Genomic DNA, 14,091 nt, shown 5'->3' with positions numbered 1-14,091 from the left:
ACTTTTTGATCAAAAGGGAGGGGCCAAAAGTGGCGCAATTATTTTTTCGTTACGGTGCAATGAGTAGTGGTAAGACGATCGAAATCTTAAAAGTGGCGCATAATTATGAGGCTCAAGGTCGCAAGATTGCTTTAATGACAAGCGGGCTTGATAATCGTAGTGGCGTAGGAACAGTTGCTTCAAGAATAGGAATTCATCGTAAAGCAATCCCAATTACAGAAGAAATGGATTTGTTTGAATATATTAAAGAGATGAACAACCATGATTTAGCAGATGGTGATGGTAAGTTGGCTTGCGTTTTAATTGATGAAGCGCAATTTTTAAAGCGGCATCATGTTTTAGAATGCGCTAAAATTGTTGATGAATTCAATATACCTGTGATGACGTTTGGTTTGAAAAACGATTTTCAAAATCATCTATTTGAAGGTAGCGAGAACTTGTTGATTTTTGCTGATAAAATAGAAGAGATGAAAACCATTTGTCATTATTGTGGCCATAAGGCAACAATGAATTTAAGAATAAATAATGGCAAGCCTGTATACGAAGGTGAACAAGTACAAATCGGTGGAGATGAAAGTTACTACCCAGTTTGTCGTTATCACTACTTTCACCCCAATGTTGTGAGATAGAGAGGAATTAATTTTATGGATAAAGTTATGGCTCAATTAGAGAGCTTAGTAGCCCACTATGAAGAACTTCAAGAAATGATGGCGGATCCTGAAGTCATTAATGATACTAAACGCTACATGGAAATTTCTAAAGAAGAAGCTGATTTGCGCGAAGTTGTACAAAAGTACAAGAAATATAAAGAAAATAAAAAAGAAATTGAAGATAATAAAGAAATTATTTCTAATGAAACAGATTCTGATTTAATTGAAATGGCTAAAGAAGAAAATGCTGAATTAGAAAAAGAAATTCCCGAACTTGAAGATCAAATCAAGATTTTAATGCTGCCAAAAGACCCTAATGATGATAAAGATATTATTATGGAAATTCGTGGAGCAGCTGGTGGGGATGAAGCATCATTATTCGCTGGTGATTTGCTTAGAATGTATGAAAAATATGCTGAACGTCAAAATTGGAATGTTTCAATGATCGATTCAGAACCAACTGAAGTTGGTGGTTATAAGCGTGTTGCGATTATGATTACTGGTGATAAGGTTTATTCAAAATTAAAGTATGAAAATGGGGCTCACCGTGTTCAACGTATTCCAGTAACTGAATCTCAAGGTCGTGTTCATACTTCAACTGCAACCGTAGCAGTTATGCCAGAATATGAACAAGTAGATATTGATATTGATCCAAAAGATATTCGTGTTGATGTTTATCGTTCAAGTGGTGCCGGTGGTCAGCACATTAACAAGACTTCAAGTGCCGTTCGTATGACTCACCTTCCAACCGGTATTGTAGTAGCAATGCAGGATCAACGTAGTCAACAGCAAAACCGTGAAAAAGCGATGCAAATTTTGAAATCTCGTGTTTATGACTACTATGAAAGTCAAAATCAAGCTCAATATGATGCTAAGCGTAAGAATGCTGTTGGTACTGGTGACCGTTCAGAAAGAATTAGAACATATAATTACCCACAAAACAGAGTCACTGATCACCGTATTGGTTTAACTCTTAATAAACTTGACCGTGTAATGAATGGTGAATTAGATGAAATTATTGATGCATTGATTCTTTATAATCAAACTAAGCAATTAGAGGAGTTGGCTGATAATGCCTAAAACTTTAAAGGAAATTCGAGCTAAGGCGGTGGAAACTGCTGAAGATGTCCGTCCAGAAGATGTTGATTATGTTTTAGCTGAACGTCTTAATTTAACGCCTAGTGAATTTGAATTGAAACAGGACATGACTTTGTCTGATGACCAAATTAAACAGGCGAATAAAGATATAAAGAAACTAGCTAAAGGTGTTTCTCCACAATATATTTTGGGTTACGCTTGGTTTTTAGGTTATAAAATCATGGTTCAACGCGGTGTATTAATTCCACGTTTTGAAACTGAAGAATTGGTTACATGGGCGCTTGAATCACTTAAAAACGGTGACACTGTACTTGATTTAGGTACTGGATCGGGATGTATTACTGTTGCTCTTTTAAAAGAAGCTGAAAAAAAGGGCATTAAAGATATTTCTATGTATGCTAGTGATGTTACAGATAATGCTTTAAGAATAAGTGAAGAAAATTTCTTAAACTATAATCTTGATGTCACCACTCGTAAAGCTAATGTTTTAATTGGACTGGGAAAATTTGATTTAATCATTTCAAACCCACCATATATTAAAACTGGTGAAAAGAATGAAATGGATAAAAATGTATTACAAAATGAACCTGAAGAGGCTTTATTTGGTGGAAAAGACGGTCTAGACTTCTATAGAAGGTTTGCCAAACAAGTGCGGGCTCATTTAAATAGTCACGGAGAATTTTTCTTAGAGTTTGGCTTTAGTGAGGAAGATCAACTAAGAGAATTGTTTGCTGAAGAATTACCTGATTTTGATATTGAATTTAGAAAAGATATGGCAGGTAAGCCACGAATGGTTCACGGAAGGTGGCAAAAATGATAGAAACAAAAATTTTTAAAAAAGATCAACTAGATGATGCTGTTGAATTATTAGCAAAAGGTGAGTTAGTAGCTTTTCCAACTGAAACTGTATATGGACTTGGAGCAATCGCAACAAAAGAGGATTCTGTTAGAGGAGTCTATGCGGCCAAAGGCCGTCCTAGCGATAATCCTTTAATTGTTACGGTTTCAGATGAAAAGATGATGGAACGCTATGCAAAAGAAGTTCCAGAAAGAGCTAAAAAATTAATTAAGCATTTTTGGCCAGGTCCTTTGACCATTCTTTTATTTGTAAAACCTAACACTTTACCTGATGCAGTTACTGGTGGATTAAAGACTGTGGCTTTTCGTTGCCCAGATGATTCATTAACGCATGATTTAATTGCAAAATTGGGTTATCCAATTGTTGGACCTTCTGCCAATACTTCCACTAAACCTAGTCCTACTACCGCAGAGCATGTTTATCATGACTTAAAAGGAAAAATTGCCGGTATTATTGATGGGGGACCCACTCGTGTAGGACTTGAATCAACAATTATTGATTTATCTGTAGAAACTCCAATTGTACTTCGTCCAGGTGAGATTACCCCGGAAGAATTAAGCGAAGTTTTAGGTGAAAAAGTATTAATCAATACTGGAAAAGTATCTGATAAAGATGTACCAAAAGCTCCAGGGATGAAGTATCGTCATTACGCTCCAAGTGAACCTGTAATTGTAGTTGACGATCCTGCTGACTTTTCTAAAATCAATTTTAATGAAAAAACAGGTGTTGCTGCTTTAGAGTCTGTTCTGGCTAATATTGATTTACCCGATGAAAATAAATTTAATTTGGGTAATGATTTAGTAGATGCTGATCATAATCTATTTGGCAGTCTACGATATTTTGATGATAAAGATAACGTAGAAACAATATATGTTCAAGGCTTTGATGAAGGCGAAGAAAGTTTAGCTTATATGAACCGACTTAATAAGGCAGCAGGCGGCCATCATTTGAATAAATAAAAAATAAAACGCAAAGGGCTTTAAACCCTTTGCGTTTTTGATTAAAATATTTAATGAATTAAGTTATTTGTTAATAGGAGGCATATATGGGAAAGTTTGTAGTTTTGGATCACCCTTTGATTCAGCACAAATTAACAATTATTCGTCGCAAGGACACAGGTTCAAACGAATTTCGTAGAATTGTTGGTGAAATCGGTGGATTAATGACCTATGAAATTACTAGAGATTTACCACTTGAAGATGTTGAAATTGAAACACCAATGGGTAAGACAGTCCAAAAAGAAATCGCCGGCAAGAAATTGACAATTGTGCCGATTTTGCGTGCAGGTATGGGAATGCTTAACGGTGTTCTTGAGATGGTACCATCAGCTAAGATTGCTGTTATTGGTATGTATCGTGATGAAGAAACTTTGAAGCCGCATGAATATTTCTTTAAAGCTCCAAAGGATATTGCTGAACGTGAATGTTTAGTTGTTGATCCAATGCTTGCTACTGGTGGTTCTGCTAATGACGCTATCGCTGCATTAAAGAAGCGTGGTGTTAAGGATATTAAATTGGCAGTTTTAGTAGCAGCTCCAGAAGGTATTAAGGCAGTCCAAGAAGAAAATCCTGATGTTGATATTTATGCTGCATCAGAAGATGATAAATTGCTGGACAATGGTTACATTTTCCCTGGTTTGGGAGATGCCGGTGACAGACTCTTCGGTACTAAGTAAACACCTTTTCACAAAAAATATTTACTCTAATGCGCTTTCATTTTACACAAAGAAGATATTTGGTGTTAAGATGATTTACGTGTTCGAGTTTTATTCAACACGAGAAGGGAGGTCACGAAGTAATGGAGAAATCATTTGTTTTTAAATTCATGGGCTTGAATTTTGATCTTACTGGGATCATTGGTTCAACGCTAATGGCTTTGGCAGTTTTTCTTATCTGCGTTTGGCTTGCACGAAAAGTAGAAATGAAACCAAATAAAAGACAAAATGTATTTGAATATCTATTAGATTTTACTGACGGTATTGTAAAAGATAACGTTAGCGATGTAGATGCTCAGAAGCACTTGTCATTATATGCTTTCGTTTTATTCCTTTTCATTTGGTTTATGAACCAATTGGGAATGTTCCTAGAAGTCAAAGTTGATGATTGGGTGTTTATTAAATCACCAACTGCCGATCCAGTAGCGACAATGTCGTTTGCAATGATGACCTTGCTTCTATCGTTCACATTCGGCGTACAAAGATTTGGTGTAGGCGGATATTTAAAGAATTATGCGCAACCAGTTGGTTTTTTACTTCCAGTTAATGTAATTGAAGAATTTACCAACTTCTTAACCTTATCATTACGTCTTTATGGGAATATATATGCTGGTGAAGTTTTGCTAACATTAATTGGTAATGATCTAGCACATGCTGGTGGACCATTTACATTGATTCTAGCAGCTCCATTAGCCATGGTTTGGCAAGGTTTCTCTGTCTTCATTGGCTCTATCCAGGCATATGTTTTCGTAACTTTGTCAATGGTTTACATTGGTAAGAAAGTTACTACAGAATAAATTTTTGGAGGTATAAATTTATGACTTTTATGTCAGAAGCTTTTAAATATCTCGCTGCAGCCATTGCAGCTGGATTAGCTGCTTTAGCTGCATCATTAGGTAACGGTAAAGTTATCTCAAAGACAATTGAAGGTATGGCTCGTCAACCTGAAAGTGCGGGTAATTTAAGAGCAACAATGTTCATTGGTGTTGGTTTGATCGAAGCCGTTCCTATTTTGGCTATTGTTGTTGCCTTCTTGATTCTTTTCCTTTAATAAAAAACAAAAATTTTTATTTGAAGGATTTAAGTATAAAGAGAGAAGGGCAGTAAATGACTATTCAAACATTGTTTGCCGCCTCACATCATATTTACCTAGGTAATGCTATTTGGTATTTACTTTGTTTTGCCATCTTGATGCTATTGATTAAGCATTATGCCTGGGGTCCAGTATCAGACATGATGGAAAAACGGCGACAAAAAATTATTAGTGACTTGGATTCAGCTGCAAGTGATCGTAAAAAAGCTGAAACGCTTGCTAATGAGCGTGAAGCTGCCTTGAAGAACTCAAGACAAGAAGCAACACAGATTCTCTCTGACGCTAAAACTAATGCGCAAAATACAAGCAAAGAAATTGTAGCTAGTGCAAATGAAGATGCTGCAGCTATTCGTAAAAAAGCAAATGAAGAAGCTGCTAAAGCTAAATCAGATGCTTTGGATGCTGCACGTGATCAAGTTGCTGATATTTCTGTAGCAATTGCTGAAAAAGTTATTGCCAAGAATTTATCTGCTGAAGACCAAAAGGATTTAGTCGACCAATTTATTAAGGGGTTGGATGATTAATGGCTTTAAGTAGAGAAGAAGTAGCTGCGCGCTATGGTACCGCTTTGTTCGGTTATGCGCAAGATAATAAAGTGTTGGACACAGTTTATGATGAAATGATGGCTTTAAAAAAGGCAGCAATTGCTAATCCTAAATTCATCAGTGTCCTAAGTGATCCTATTTTAAGTAGTAAAGATAAAAAGTCTATTTTGACTGCTGTTGAAAAAGATTTTTCAGATGAAGTACAAGGCTTTTTGAATTTATTACTTGAATATAATCGCTTTGCTGATTTGATTGATATTATTGATCAATTTAGTTTACTTTATGATAATGAAAATAAGATTGCATCTGGTACTGCAACTACTGCAGTGAAGCTAGATGATGATCAACTTGAGCGTTTAAGTGAAAGCTTTGCTAAGAAGTACGATTTAAACGCAGTGCGTCTTGAGAATAAAGTTGATCCAAGTATATTAGGCGGCGTGATTCTTCAAGTTAAGGATCGCGTGATTGATGGATCAGTTAAAAATAAACTGAAGAAGATCCGTGCGCAAATAATTGATGAAAATTAAAAGAGGTGAAACCATTGAGCATTAAAGCGGAAGAAATTAGCTCCTTGATCAAGCAACAACTTGAACATTACGATGATAAGCTCGATATCAACGAAGTTGGTGTTGTAACTTATGTTGGTGATGGTATCGCCCGAGCTCACGGACTAGATGATGTATTGTCTGGTGAGTTATTAAAATTTGATAACGGTTCATTTGGTATTGCTCAAAACCTTGAATCAAATGATGTTGGTATCATTATTTTAGGTCAATTTGACAATATTCGTGAAGGTGACCGTGTTCAAAGAACTGGTCGAATCATGGAAGTTCCTGTTGGTGACGCCTTAATCGGTAGAGTAGTTAACCCATTGGGTCAACCAGTGGACGGTTTAGGTGAAATTAAGTCTGACAAGACTCGTCCTATTGAAGCTAAAGCTCCAGGTGTTATGGACCGTCAATCAGTTAATCAACCACTTCAAACTGGTATTAAGGCTATTGATGCCTTAGTTCCTATTGGTCGTGGTCAGCGTGAATTGATTATTGGTGACCGTAAGACTGGTAAGACTAGTTTGGCTATTGATACTATCCTTAATCAAAAAGGACAAGACGTAATTTGTATTTACGTTGCTATTGGTCAAAAGGAATCAACCGTTAGAACTCAAGTAGAAACTTTAAAGCGTTTTGGCGCAATGGATTACACTATTGTTGTTGAAGCGGGCCCAAGCGAACCAGCTCCTATGCTTTATATTGCACCATATGCTGGTACCGCAATGGGTGAAGAATTTATGTACAATGGCAAGGATGTATTGATCGTATTTGACGACCTATCCAAGCAAGCTGTTGCTTACCGTGAACTTTCCTTGCTTCTCCGTCGTCCGCCTGGTCGTGAAGCTTATCCAGGTGACGTCTTCTACTTGCACTCACGTTTACTTGAACGTAGTGCTAAGTTAAGTGACAAACTTGGTGGTGGATCATTGACAGCTTTGCCAATTATTCAAACTGAAGCCGGAGATATTTCTGCATATATTCCAACCAACGTAATTTCAATTACTGACGGGCAGATTTTCTTGCAAAGTGATTTATTCTTTGCTGGTACTCGTCCAGCTATTGACGCTGGTAACTCAGTTTCTCGTGTTGGTGGTAATGCTCAGATCAAGGCAATGAAGAAGGTTGCTGGTACTTTACGTACTGACCTTGCTGCTTATCGCGAACTTGAAAGTTTCGCCCAATTTGGTAGTGATCTTGATCAAGCAACTCAAGCTAAGCTTAATAGAGGTCAAAGAACTGTTGAAGTTTTGAAGCAACCACTTCATGATCCAATTCCTGTAGAAAAGCAAGTTTTAATTCTTTATGCTTTGACTCATGGCTATCTTGATGCTATTCCAGTCGAAGACATTAGTCGTTTCCAAAATGAATTGTTTGATAATTTTGATAGCAGTCATGCTGATTTGCTTAAGACAATTCGTGAAACCGGTAAATTACCAGATGACAAGGAATTATCAGCAGCTATTGAGGAATTCAGTGAAAGCTTTACACCAAGTGAAAAATAGGAGGTAGATTATGCCTGCATCTTTACTTGAGTTAAAGAGAAAAATTGCTTCAGTTAAACAAACTGGTAAAATTACAGAAGCTATGAGAATGGTTTCTGCATCAAAGTTGAATCAAACAGAAAATCGTGATAAGGATTATACAGTTTATAACGATCATGTTCGTAAAACTATTTCTCACTTAATTAGTTCACAAGTGGTTGATAGTTTACGTGAAAGAGATATTTCAATTGATAAAAATAATATCTCTAAGATCGATTATACTGATGTCTTTGGTCTAGGTATTACTGCTGATATGATTCAACCACGTAAGAATATCAAGACAACCGGATTCTTAGTTGTTACTGGTGATCGTGGATTGGTAGGTTCTTACAATAGTTCAGTTATTAAGAATATGATGAGTATTTTTGATGACGAACGTGCACAAGGACGTGAAGTGAAAGTTCTTGCTGTTGGATCTGTTGGAGCACAATTCTTTAAGAAAAATAACGTTAATGTTGTTTATGAAAAAGATGGTGTTTCTGATGTGCCTACTTTTGATGAAGTTTTACCAATTGTTTCAACCGCTATTAAGATGTTCTTGAATGGCGTATATGATCAGCTTTATGTATGTTATACGCACCATGTAAATTCATTGTCATCTGCTTTCCGTGTTGAAAAAATGTTACCAATTGTCGATTTAGATATTGGTGTTAAAGAAGCTGAAGCACATAAAGAATTAGAATATGATATTGAACCAGATGTTAACAGCGTATTAATGAAGTTACTTCCTCAATATGCTCGTTCAACTATCTATGGTGCTATCTTAGATGCAAAAACTGCTGAACATGCTAGTTCAATGACAGCAATGCAGAGTGCAACTGATAACGCTAATGATTTAGTATCAAATTTAACTACAAAATTAAATCGTGCTAGACAGGCACAGATTACCACTGAAATTACTGAAATTATCAGTGGTGCAAATGCCTTAGAGTAATAAAGAAAAGGAGGTAGATGTTTTGAGTGAAGGTGAAATCGTTCAAGTAATCGGCCCTGTTGTCGATGTAAAATTCCCAATCGATAAGAATTTACCTGATATTAACAACGCCTTACGTGTAATCAAGTCCGAAGATGAAAGCATCGTTCTTGAAGTTACACTTGAACTCGGTGATGGTGTTTTAAGAACAATCGCCATGGAATCTACCGATGGTCTTCGTCGTGGTATGAAAGTCGAAGATACTGGCGCTCCAATTTCAGTTCCAGTTGGAGAAGACACTTTAGGTCGTGTGTTTAACGTTTTAGGACAGCCTATTGATGGTGGTCCAGCCTTTCCAAAGGATCACCCACGTGAGGGTATCCACAAGGAAGCACCTAAATATGAAGATTTAACTACTAGTCGTGAAATTCTTGAAACTGGTATCAAGGTTATCGACCTTCTTGAACCATATGTTCGTGGTGGTAAAGTTGGTTTGTTTGGTGGTGCCGGTGTTGGTAAAACTACTATTATTCAAGAATTAATTCACAACATCGCTCAAGAACACGGTGGTATTTCCGTATTTACTGGTGTTGGTGAAAGAACTCGTGAAGGTAATGACCTTTACTTTGAAATGAAAGCTTCAGGCGTTTTAAGTAAGACTGCCATGGTATTTGGTCAGATGAACGAGCCGCCTGGTGCCAGAATGCGTGTTGCATTAACCGGTTTGACACTTGCTGAATACTTTAGAGATGTTGAAGGTCAAGACGTATTGCTCTTTATTGACAATATCTTTAGATTTACTCAGGCTGGTTCAGAGGTATCTGCTTTGCTTGGTCGTATGCCAAGTGCCGTAGGTTATCAGCCAACTTTGGCAACAGAAATGGGTCAATTGCAGGAAAGAATTACTTCTACTAAGAAGGGTTCAATTACTTCAATTCAAGCCGTTTATGTTCCTGCCGATGACTATACTGACCCAGCTCCATCAACCACATTCGCACACTTGGATGCTACTACTAACTTGGAACGTAGTTTAGTAGAACAAGGTATTTATCCAGCTGTTGATCCACTTGAATCATCTTCAAGTGCCCTTGATCCTGAAGTTGTTGGTCAGGAACACTATGAAGTTGCTACTCGTGTTCAACATGTTTTGCAACGTTACCATGAATTACAAGATATTATTTCTGTTTTAGGTATGGATGAATTGTCAGATGAAGAAAAATTGATCGTTGCTCGTGCACGTAAAGTTCAATTCTTCTTGTCACAAAACTTCTTTGTTGCAGAACAATTTACTGGTGTACCAGGTTCATATGTTCCAATTAAAGAAACCATTAAGGGCTTTAAGCTTATCTTAGATGGTCACCTTGATGATTTACCAGAAGATGCCTTCCGTGGTGTCGGCCCAATTGAAGATGTTTTGAAGAAAGCACAAGAAATGGGTGTAACTCCAAGTGATCCAGAAGCTAAAGCATTACTAGAAAAGTAGGGTGATGTCAAATGGCAGATCCAGAGAAACTTTTTAAAGTAATTGTTGTAACTCCTAATGGAATGATTTATTCTCATCGTGGAAGCATTGTTGATGTACGTGCTATTGATGGTGAACGTTCAATCTTATATAATCACATTCCAATTTTGACTCCACTTGCAATTAGTGAAGTCAAGGTTAAACGAAGTCGTGAGATGGGATCTAGAATTGATCATATAGCCATTAGTGGTGGTTATATTGAGTTTTCCAATAACGTTGCAACTATTGTTGCTGATAGTGCTGAACGTGCTAGAAATATTGATGTGTCTCGTGCACAAGCCGCTAAGGAACGTGCCGAGAAACGTTTAAGAGAAGCGCGTGAGAAGCATGATGAGCGTAATTTGGAACGAGCACAAGTTGCTTTGAAACGAGCAATGAACCGAATTAGTGTTTACAACGCTAGAGGTCATTAAAATAAAAGTGGTCTGGGGAGTTTTCCCAGGCCATTTTTGTTTATTTAAGTAAAAAATAAAGGAATTTTTATGTTTCAATTAGGAATTCATGCCATTATCAGTATAATAGTTTATTTGATTGCAATTGGATTGTCTTTTCAGGCAATGAAAGCTGTTCAATTAGAAAAAATAATCCGCAAAGGACATGTCTTTGAAACGCAACTGTTATATTTATTTTTAGCAATTGCATTAGGATTTTTAATAGGTAACTTTGTGATAACCTTTATAGATACGTCTATGCAATTAAGTAATTTGTTTTAAAGATTATGTTAAAACATTGACAGTAAAGGAAACTATTCGTTATTTATGGTAAAATTAACGATGAATAATTATGGAGGGTTATTGTGGCACGAGATATAGGAATCGATTTAGGGACAGCTAATGTACTAATCAATGTTTCTGGTAAGGGTATCGTTTTAAACGAACCTTCAGTTGTTGCTGTGAATACTGATACAAATAAAGTAGTTGCAGTTGGCTCGGATGCATATGAAATGGTAGGTAGAACTCCTGGTAATATTCGTGTAATTCGCCCATTAAAAAATGGGGTAATTGCAGACTTTGATATTACAGAAGAAATGCTGTCTTACTTTATTGAAAAATTAAACGTTAAAGGCTTTATGTCCAAGCCAAATATTTTAATTTGTGCTCCTACAGGAGTTACTTCAATTGAACAAAAGGCAATTATTCAAGCAGCTGAAAAATCAGGTGGAGGAAAAGTTTACCTTGATTTTGAACCAAAGGTTGCAGCTGTAGGTGCCGGCTTGGATATTTTTAAGCCACAAGGTAATATGGTAATCGACATCGGTGGTGGAACAACTGATGTTGCAGTTTTATCTATGGGTGAAATTGTAACTTCTCGTTCTTTACGTTATGCTGGTGATCGAATGAATCAAGCTGTTATTAGTTATATTAAGAACAAGCATAATTTGTTAATTGGTTCTAGAACTGCTGAACAAATCAAAATTGAAATTGGTAGTGCATTCGAACCAGAAGAAGATAAGCAAATTACTGTACGTGGTCGTGACGTGGTTGATGGTTTACCTAAGCAAACAACAGTCACTGCGCCAGAGATTCAATCAGCTTTGCAAGATGGATTAATGTCTATTGTTGCAGCAGCTAAAGAAGTTTTGGAAACTACACCACCTGAGCTTTCTGCCGATATCATTGATCGTGGTATCATGCTTACAGGTGGTGGAGCATTATTAAAGAATATTGATAAGTTGATCTCATATTATTTGCAAGTACCAGTTTTAACAGCTGATCATCCACTTGAAGCAGTTGCTTTAGGTACAGGTACTTTGCTTAAAAATATTGAAAAGCATCAACGACACTAAGTGAGGAGATTACTTGCGCAAGGTTTTGATTTTTGTGGTACGAGTTTATCAGAAATTAATTTCGCCGCTTTTTCCACCAAGTTGTAGATACTATCCAACATGCTCTAACTATATGATTGATGCCTTAAAAAAGCATGGCCCAATATTGGGACTAGTGATGGGAATTTGTCGTATACTAAGATGTAACCCATTTATTCGTGGTGGAGTGGACCCAGTTCCTGATAATTTTACTATTTTTCGAAATCCGCATCCGGAAAGATATGAAGATGAAATTATCGCATCTAAGTTTCATCCGGATAGCAAGTAGGAGGATTTATGTCTAAAAAGTTAGAAAATATTGATATTGAAGTTAATGAACTTAAGGGCAAAAATTTGCCAACCTGGGAAGTTATTATTCCTAATAAAAAGTCCATTGGTTTAATTGAAAAGGTAGAAGGTCGATATCGTGCTACTACTTCAAAGACAAGCAACGTATTGTTTGCCAATAGTCTTGAAAGTAGTATTAACGATTTGCTTTCATACTTTACATTACATGAAAAATAAAGTTTAAGTAGTGATTATTTAATGGCAAAAGTTGAAAATAAGACGAGCTTAGTAGATCGATTAGCTTGGAATATCATTATTCCTGTAGCACTTTTGGCTTTAATTAGTTTGTACTGTATTTATGTAGCAGCTTTAGGTGATCCGAGTCATATTGGTTCACCAGTTAGAGCGGTTGTTATGCAGGCATTATGGTATTTAATTTCGGTAGCAATTGTTATAGTGGTCATGCAGTTTGATGCAGATCAATTGTTTAAAATTGCTCCGATATTTTTTGGAATAGCGATATTCTTGCTGATAGCGGTATTGTTCTTGTATAACCGTAGTGTGGCCGCAGATACAGGGGCTAAAAGTTGGTTTAAATTAGGGCCGATTACTTTTCAGCCTTCGGAATTAATGAAGCCTGCTTTTATTTTAATGCTGGCTCGCGTGATTAAAGACCATAATGACAAATATGGTCATACGATCCGAACTGACTGGCTTCTTTTAGGTAAGATAATTGCCTGGTTAGCTCCGGTAGCAATTTTATTAAAATTACAAAATGACTTTGGTACTATGTTAGTTTTCATTGCCATCGTTGGTGGTGTAGTTTTAGTTTCCGGGATATCATGGAAAATTATCATTCCGATTTATGGTATGGTAATTATCGGTGCGATTGCTATAATTTTGTTAGTTGTAACTCCAGGTGGACAGTCATTTTTGAGTCATTTCTTCCAAGCTTACCAGTTTGAAAGAATTAAATCATGGCTTGATCCATCTGGCGATACGTCTTCTGGTGCTTATCAATTATGGCAAAGTATGAAGGCGATTGGTTCAGGACAATTGTTTGGTAATGGCTTTGGTAAAGCTAGCGTATATGTTCCAGTTCGTGGATCTGACATGGTTTTCTCAGTTATTGGTGAAAACTTTGGTTTTGTCGGCTGTGTAGTTTTGATTTTGATTTATTTATACTTAATTGTCCAAATGGTAAGAATTTCATTTGATACAAGAAATGTATTTTATTCATATATTTCTACCGGTGTTATCATGATGATTTTATTCCATGTTTTTGAAAATATTGGTATGAATATTGATTTGTTACCATTGACTGGTATTCCATTACCGTTTGTATCGCAAGGTGGTTCCGCTTTGTTAGGTAACATGATCGGTATCGGTTTGATCTTATCAATGAAATTCCATAATCGTGATTACATGTTTAGTACAGCAGGCGATTTTTAAGATAATAAAAAAGATTGATTCAGTTTTCTACTTGAATCAATCTTTTTTTATACAAAAATTA

18 protein-coding genes are annotated in these 14,091 nt (G+C 36.4%); all 18 read left to right on the top strand.

The features are described 5' to 3' along the window. The first annotated feature begins 29 nt into the window (after positions 1–29). The 18 genes from SO785_RS04835 to SO785_RS04750 all read left to right on the top strand — a co-directional run bounded on the left by SO785_RS04835 (position 30) and on the right by SO785_RS04750 (position 14,030). Complete coding sequence (locus SO785_RS04835; protein WP_015613340.1) at positions 30–629, top strand: thymidine kinase; 600 nt, start codon at positions 30–32, stop codon at positions 627–629. A gap of 15 nt (positions 630–644) precedes the next feature. Then, the gene (prfA, locus tag SO785_RS04830; RefSeq protein ID WP_003546735.1) at positions 645–1,730 is read left to right on the top strand and encodes a peptide chain release factor 1; all 1,086 of its coding nucleotides are present in this window, start codon (positions 645–647) and stop codon (positions 1,728–1,730) included. Continuing rightward, the gene (gene prmC, locus SO785_RS04825; protein ID WP_003546736.1) at positions 1,723–2,565 is read left to right on the top strand and encodes a peptide chain release factor N(5)-glutamine methyltransferase; all 843 of its coding nucleotides are present in this window, start codon (positions 1,723–1,725) and stop codon (positions 2,563–2,565) included. The genes prfA and prmC overlap by 8 nt, the downstream gene beginning before the upstream one ends. Beyond that, a complete protein-coding gene (locus tag SO785_RS04820) occupies positions 2,565–3,566 on the top strand; it encodes an L-threonylcarbamoyladenylate synthase (protein WP_029779746.1) in 1,002 nt (333 codons plus the stop codon). The genes prmC and SO785_RS04820 overlap by 1 nt, the downstream gene beginning before the upstream one ends. Before the next feature lie 86 nt (positions 3,567–3,652). Continuing rightward, a complete protein-coding gene (upp, locus tag SO785_RS04815) occupies positions 3,653–4,282 on the top strand; it encodes a uracil phosphoribosyltransferase (protein ID WP_003546738.1) in 630 nt (209 codons plus the stop codon). A gap of 122 nt (positions 4,283–4,404) precedes the next feature. Then, positions 4,405–5,118: a F0F1 ATP synthase subunit A gene (gene atpB, locus SO785_RS04810; protein WP_003546739.1), complete on the top strand. Its 714-nt coding sequence runs from the start codon at positions 4,405–4,407 to the stop codon at positions 5,116–5,118. 29 nt (positions 5,119–5,147) lie between these two features. Beyond that, positions 5,148–5,372: a F0F1 ATP synthase subunit C gene (atpE, locus tag SO785_RS04805; protein WP_029779745.1), complete on the top strand. Its 225-nt coding sequence runs from the start codon at positions 5,148–5,150 to the stop codon at positions 5,370–5,372. A 56-nt stretch (positions 5,373–5,428) separates the two neighbouring features. Next, the gene (atpF, locus tag SO785_RS04800) at positions 5,429–5,938 is read left to right on the top strand and encodes a F0F1 ATP synthase subunit B (protein WP_003546741.1); all 510 of its coding nucleotides are present in this window, start codon (positions 5,429–5,431) and stop codon (positions 5,936–5,938) included. Continuing rightward, the gene (locus SO785_RS04795; RefSeq protein WP_003546742.1) at positions 5,938–6,486 is read left to right on the top strand and encodes a F0F1 ATP synthase subunit delta; all 549 of its coding nucleotides are present in this window, start codon (positions 5,938–5,940) and stop codon (positions 6,484–6,486) included. The genes atpF and SO785_RS04795 overlap by 1 nt, the downstream gene beginning before the upstream one ends. Before the next feature lie 14 nt (positions 6,487–6,500). Continuing rightward, the gene (atpA, locus tag SO785_RS04790) at positions 6,501–8,012 is read left to right on the top strand and encodes a F0F1 ATP synthase subunit alpha (RefSeq protein ID WP_025079772.1); all 1,512 of its coding nucleotides are present in this window, start codon (positions 6,501–6,503) and stop codon (positions 8,010–8,012) included. 10 nt (positions 8,013–8,022) lie between these two features. Then, the gene (locus SO785_RS04785; RefSeq protein ID WP_003546744.1) at positions 8,023–8,985 is read left to right on the top strand and encodes a F0F1 ATP synthase subunit gamma; all 963 of its coding nucleotides are present in this window, start codon (positions 8,023–8,025) and stop codon (positions 8,983–8,985) included. Positions 8,986–9,007: 22 nt separating this feature from the next. Next, positions 9,008–10,447: a F0F1 ATP synthase subunit beta gene (gene atpD / locus SO785_RS04780; RefSeq protein WP_003546745.1), complete on the top strand. Its 1,440-nt coding sequence runs from the start codon at positions 9,008–9,010 to the stop codon at positions 10,445–10,447. Between the two features lie 11 nt (positions 10,448–10,458). Then, positions 10,459–10,899, top strand: a complete 441-nt coding sequence (locus tag SO785_RS04775) for a F0F1 ATP synthase subunit epsilon (RefSeq protein WP_003546746.1) — start codon at positions 10,459–10,461, stop codon at positions 10,897–10,899. Positions 10,900–10,968: 69 nt separating this feature from the next. Next, a complete protein-coding gene (locus SO785_RS04770) occupies positions 10,969–11,199 on the top strand; it encodes a DUF1146 family protein (RefSeq protein WP_003546747.1) in 231 nt (76 codons plus the stop codon). Positions 11,200–11,282: 83 nt separating this feature from the next. After that, positions 11,283–12,272, top strand: a complete 990-nt coding sequence (gene mreB, locus SO785_RS04765; RefSeq protein WP_003546749.1) for a rod shape-determining protein — start codon at positions 11,283–11,285, stop codon at positions 12,270–12,272. Between the two features lie 13 nt (positions 12,273–12,285). Next, positions 12,286–12,579 (top strand): membrane protein insertion efficiency factor YidD, encoded by a 294-nt coding sequence (gene yidD / locus SO785_RS04760; RefSeq protein ID WP_021721303.1) that lies wholly within the window; start codon positions 12,286–12,288, stop codon positions 12,577–12,579. Between the two features lie 8 nt (positions 12,580–12,587). Then, on the top strand, positions 12,588–12,815 hold the full coding sequence (locus SO785_RS04755; RefSeq protein ID WP_003546751.1) for a DUF2969 domain-containing protein: 228 nt from the start codon (positions 12,588–12,590) through the stop codon (positions 12,813–12,815). Between the two features lie 21 nt (positions 12,816–12,836). After that, positions 12,837–14,030 carry an FtsW/RodA/SpoVE family cell cycle protein gene (locus tag SO785_RS04750; RefSeq protein ID WP_003546752.1) on the top strand — a complete coding sequence of 398 codons (1,194 nt, stop codon included), beginning with the start codon at positions 12,837–12,839 and terminating at the stop codon, positions 14,028–14,030. Positions 14,031–14,091: the final 61 nt, after the last annotated feature.

Source organism: Lactobacillus acidophilus, from assembly GCF_034298135.1.
GTDB lineage: Bacteria > Bacillota > Bacilli > Lactobacillales > Lactobacillaceae > Lactobacillus > Lactobacillus acidophilus.
The sequence above is the reverse complement of the archived record's forward strand: the minus strand, read 5'-3'. Positions and strand labels throughout refer to the sequence as shown.

Bases quoted from the DNA above. Each gene is read 5' to 3' on its own strand.
- SO785_RS04775 (WP_003546746.1), top strand. From the start codon at position 10,459: ATGGCAGATCCAGAGAAACTTTTTAAAGTAATTGTTGTAACTCCTAAT.
- SO785_RS04770 (WP_003546747.1), top strand. From the start codon at position 10,969: ATGTTTCAATTAGGAATTCATGCCATTATCAGTATAATAGTTTATTTG.
- prmC (WP_003546736.1), top strand. From the start codon at position 1,723: ATGCCTAAAACTTTAAAGGAAATTCGAGCTAAGGCGGTGGAAACTGCT.
- SO785_RS04795 (WP_003546742.1), top strand. From the start codon at position 5,938: ATGGCTTTAAGTAGAGAAGAAGTAGCTGCGCGCTATGGTACCGCTTTG.
- atpF (WP_003546741.1), top strand. From the start codon at position 5,429: ATGACTATTCAAACATTGTTTGCCGCCTCACATCATATTTACCTAGGT.
- SO785_RS04755 (WP_003546751.1), top strand. From the start codon at position 12,588: ATGTCTAAAAAGTTAGAAAATATTGATATTGAAGTTAATGAACTTAAG.
- SO785_RS04750 (WP_003546752.1), top strand. From the start codon at position 12,837: ATGGCAAAAGTTGAAAATAAGACGAGCTTAGTAGATCGATTAGCTTGG.
- atpE (WP_029779745.1), top strand. From the start codon at position 5,148: ATGTCAGAAGCTTTTAAATATCTCGCTGCAGCCATTGCAGCTGGATTA.
- upp (WP_003546738.1), top strand. From the start codon at position 3,653: ATGGGAAAGTTTGTAGTTTTGGATCACCCTTTGATTCAGCACAAATTA.
- atpB (WP_003546739.1), top strand. From the start codon at position 4,405: ATGGAGAAATCATTTGTTTTTAAATTCATGGGCTTGAATTTTGATCTT.
- prfA (WP_003546735.1), top strand. From the start codon at position 645: ATGGATAAAGTTATGGCTCAATTAGAGAGCTTAGTAGCCCACTATGAA.
- SO785_RS04785 (WP_003546744.1), top strand. From the start codon at position 8,023: ATGCCTGCATCTTTACTTGAGTTAAAGAGAAAAATTGCTTCAGTTAAA.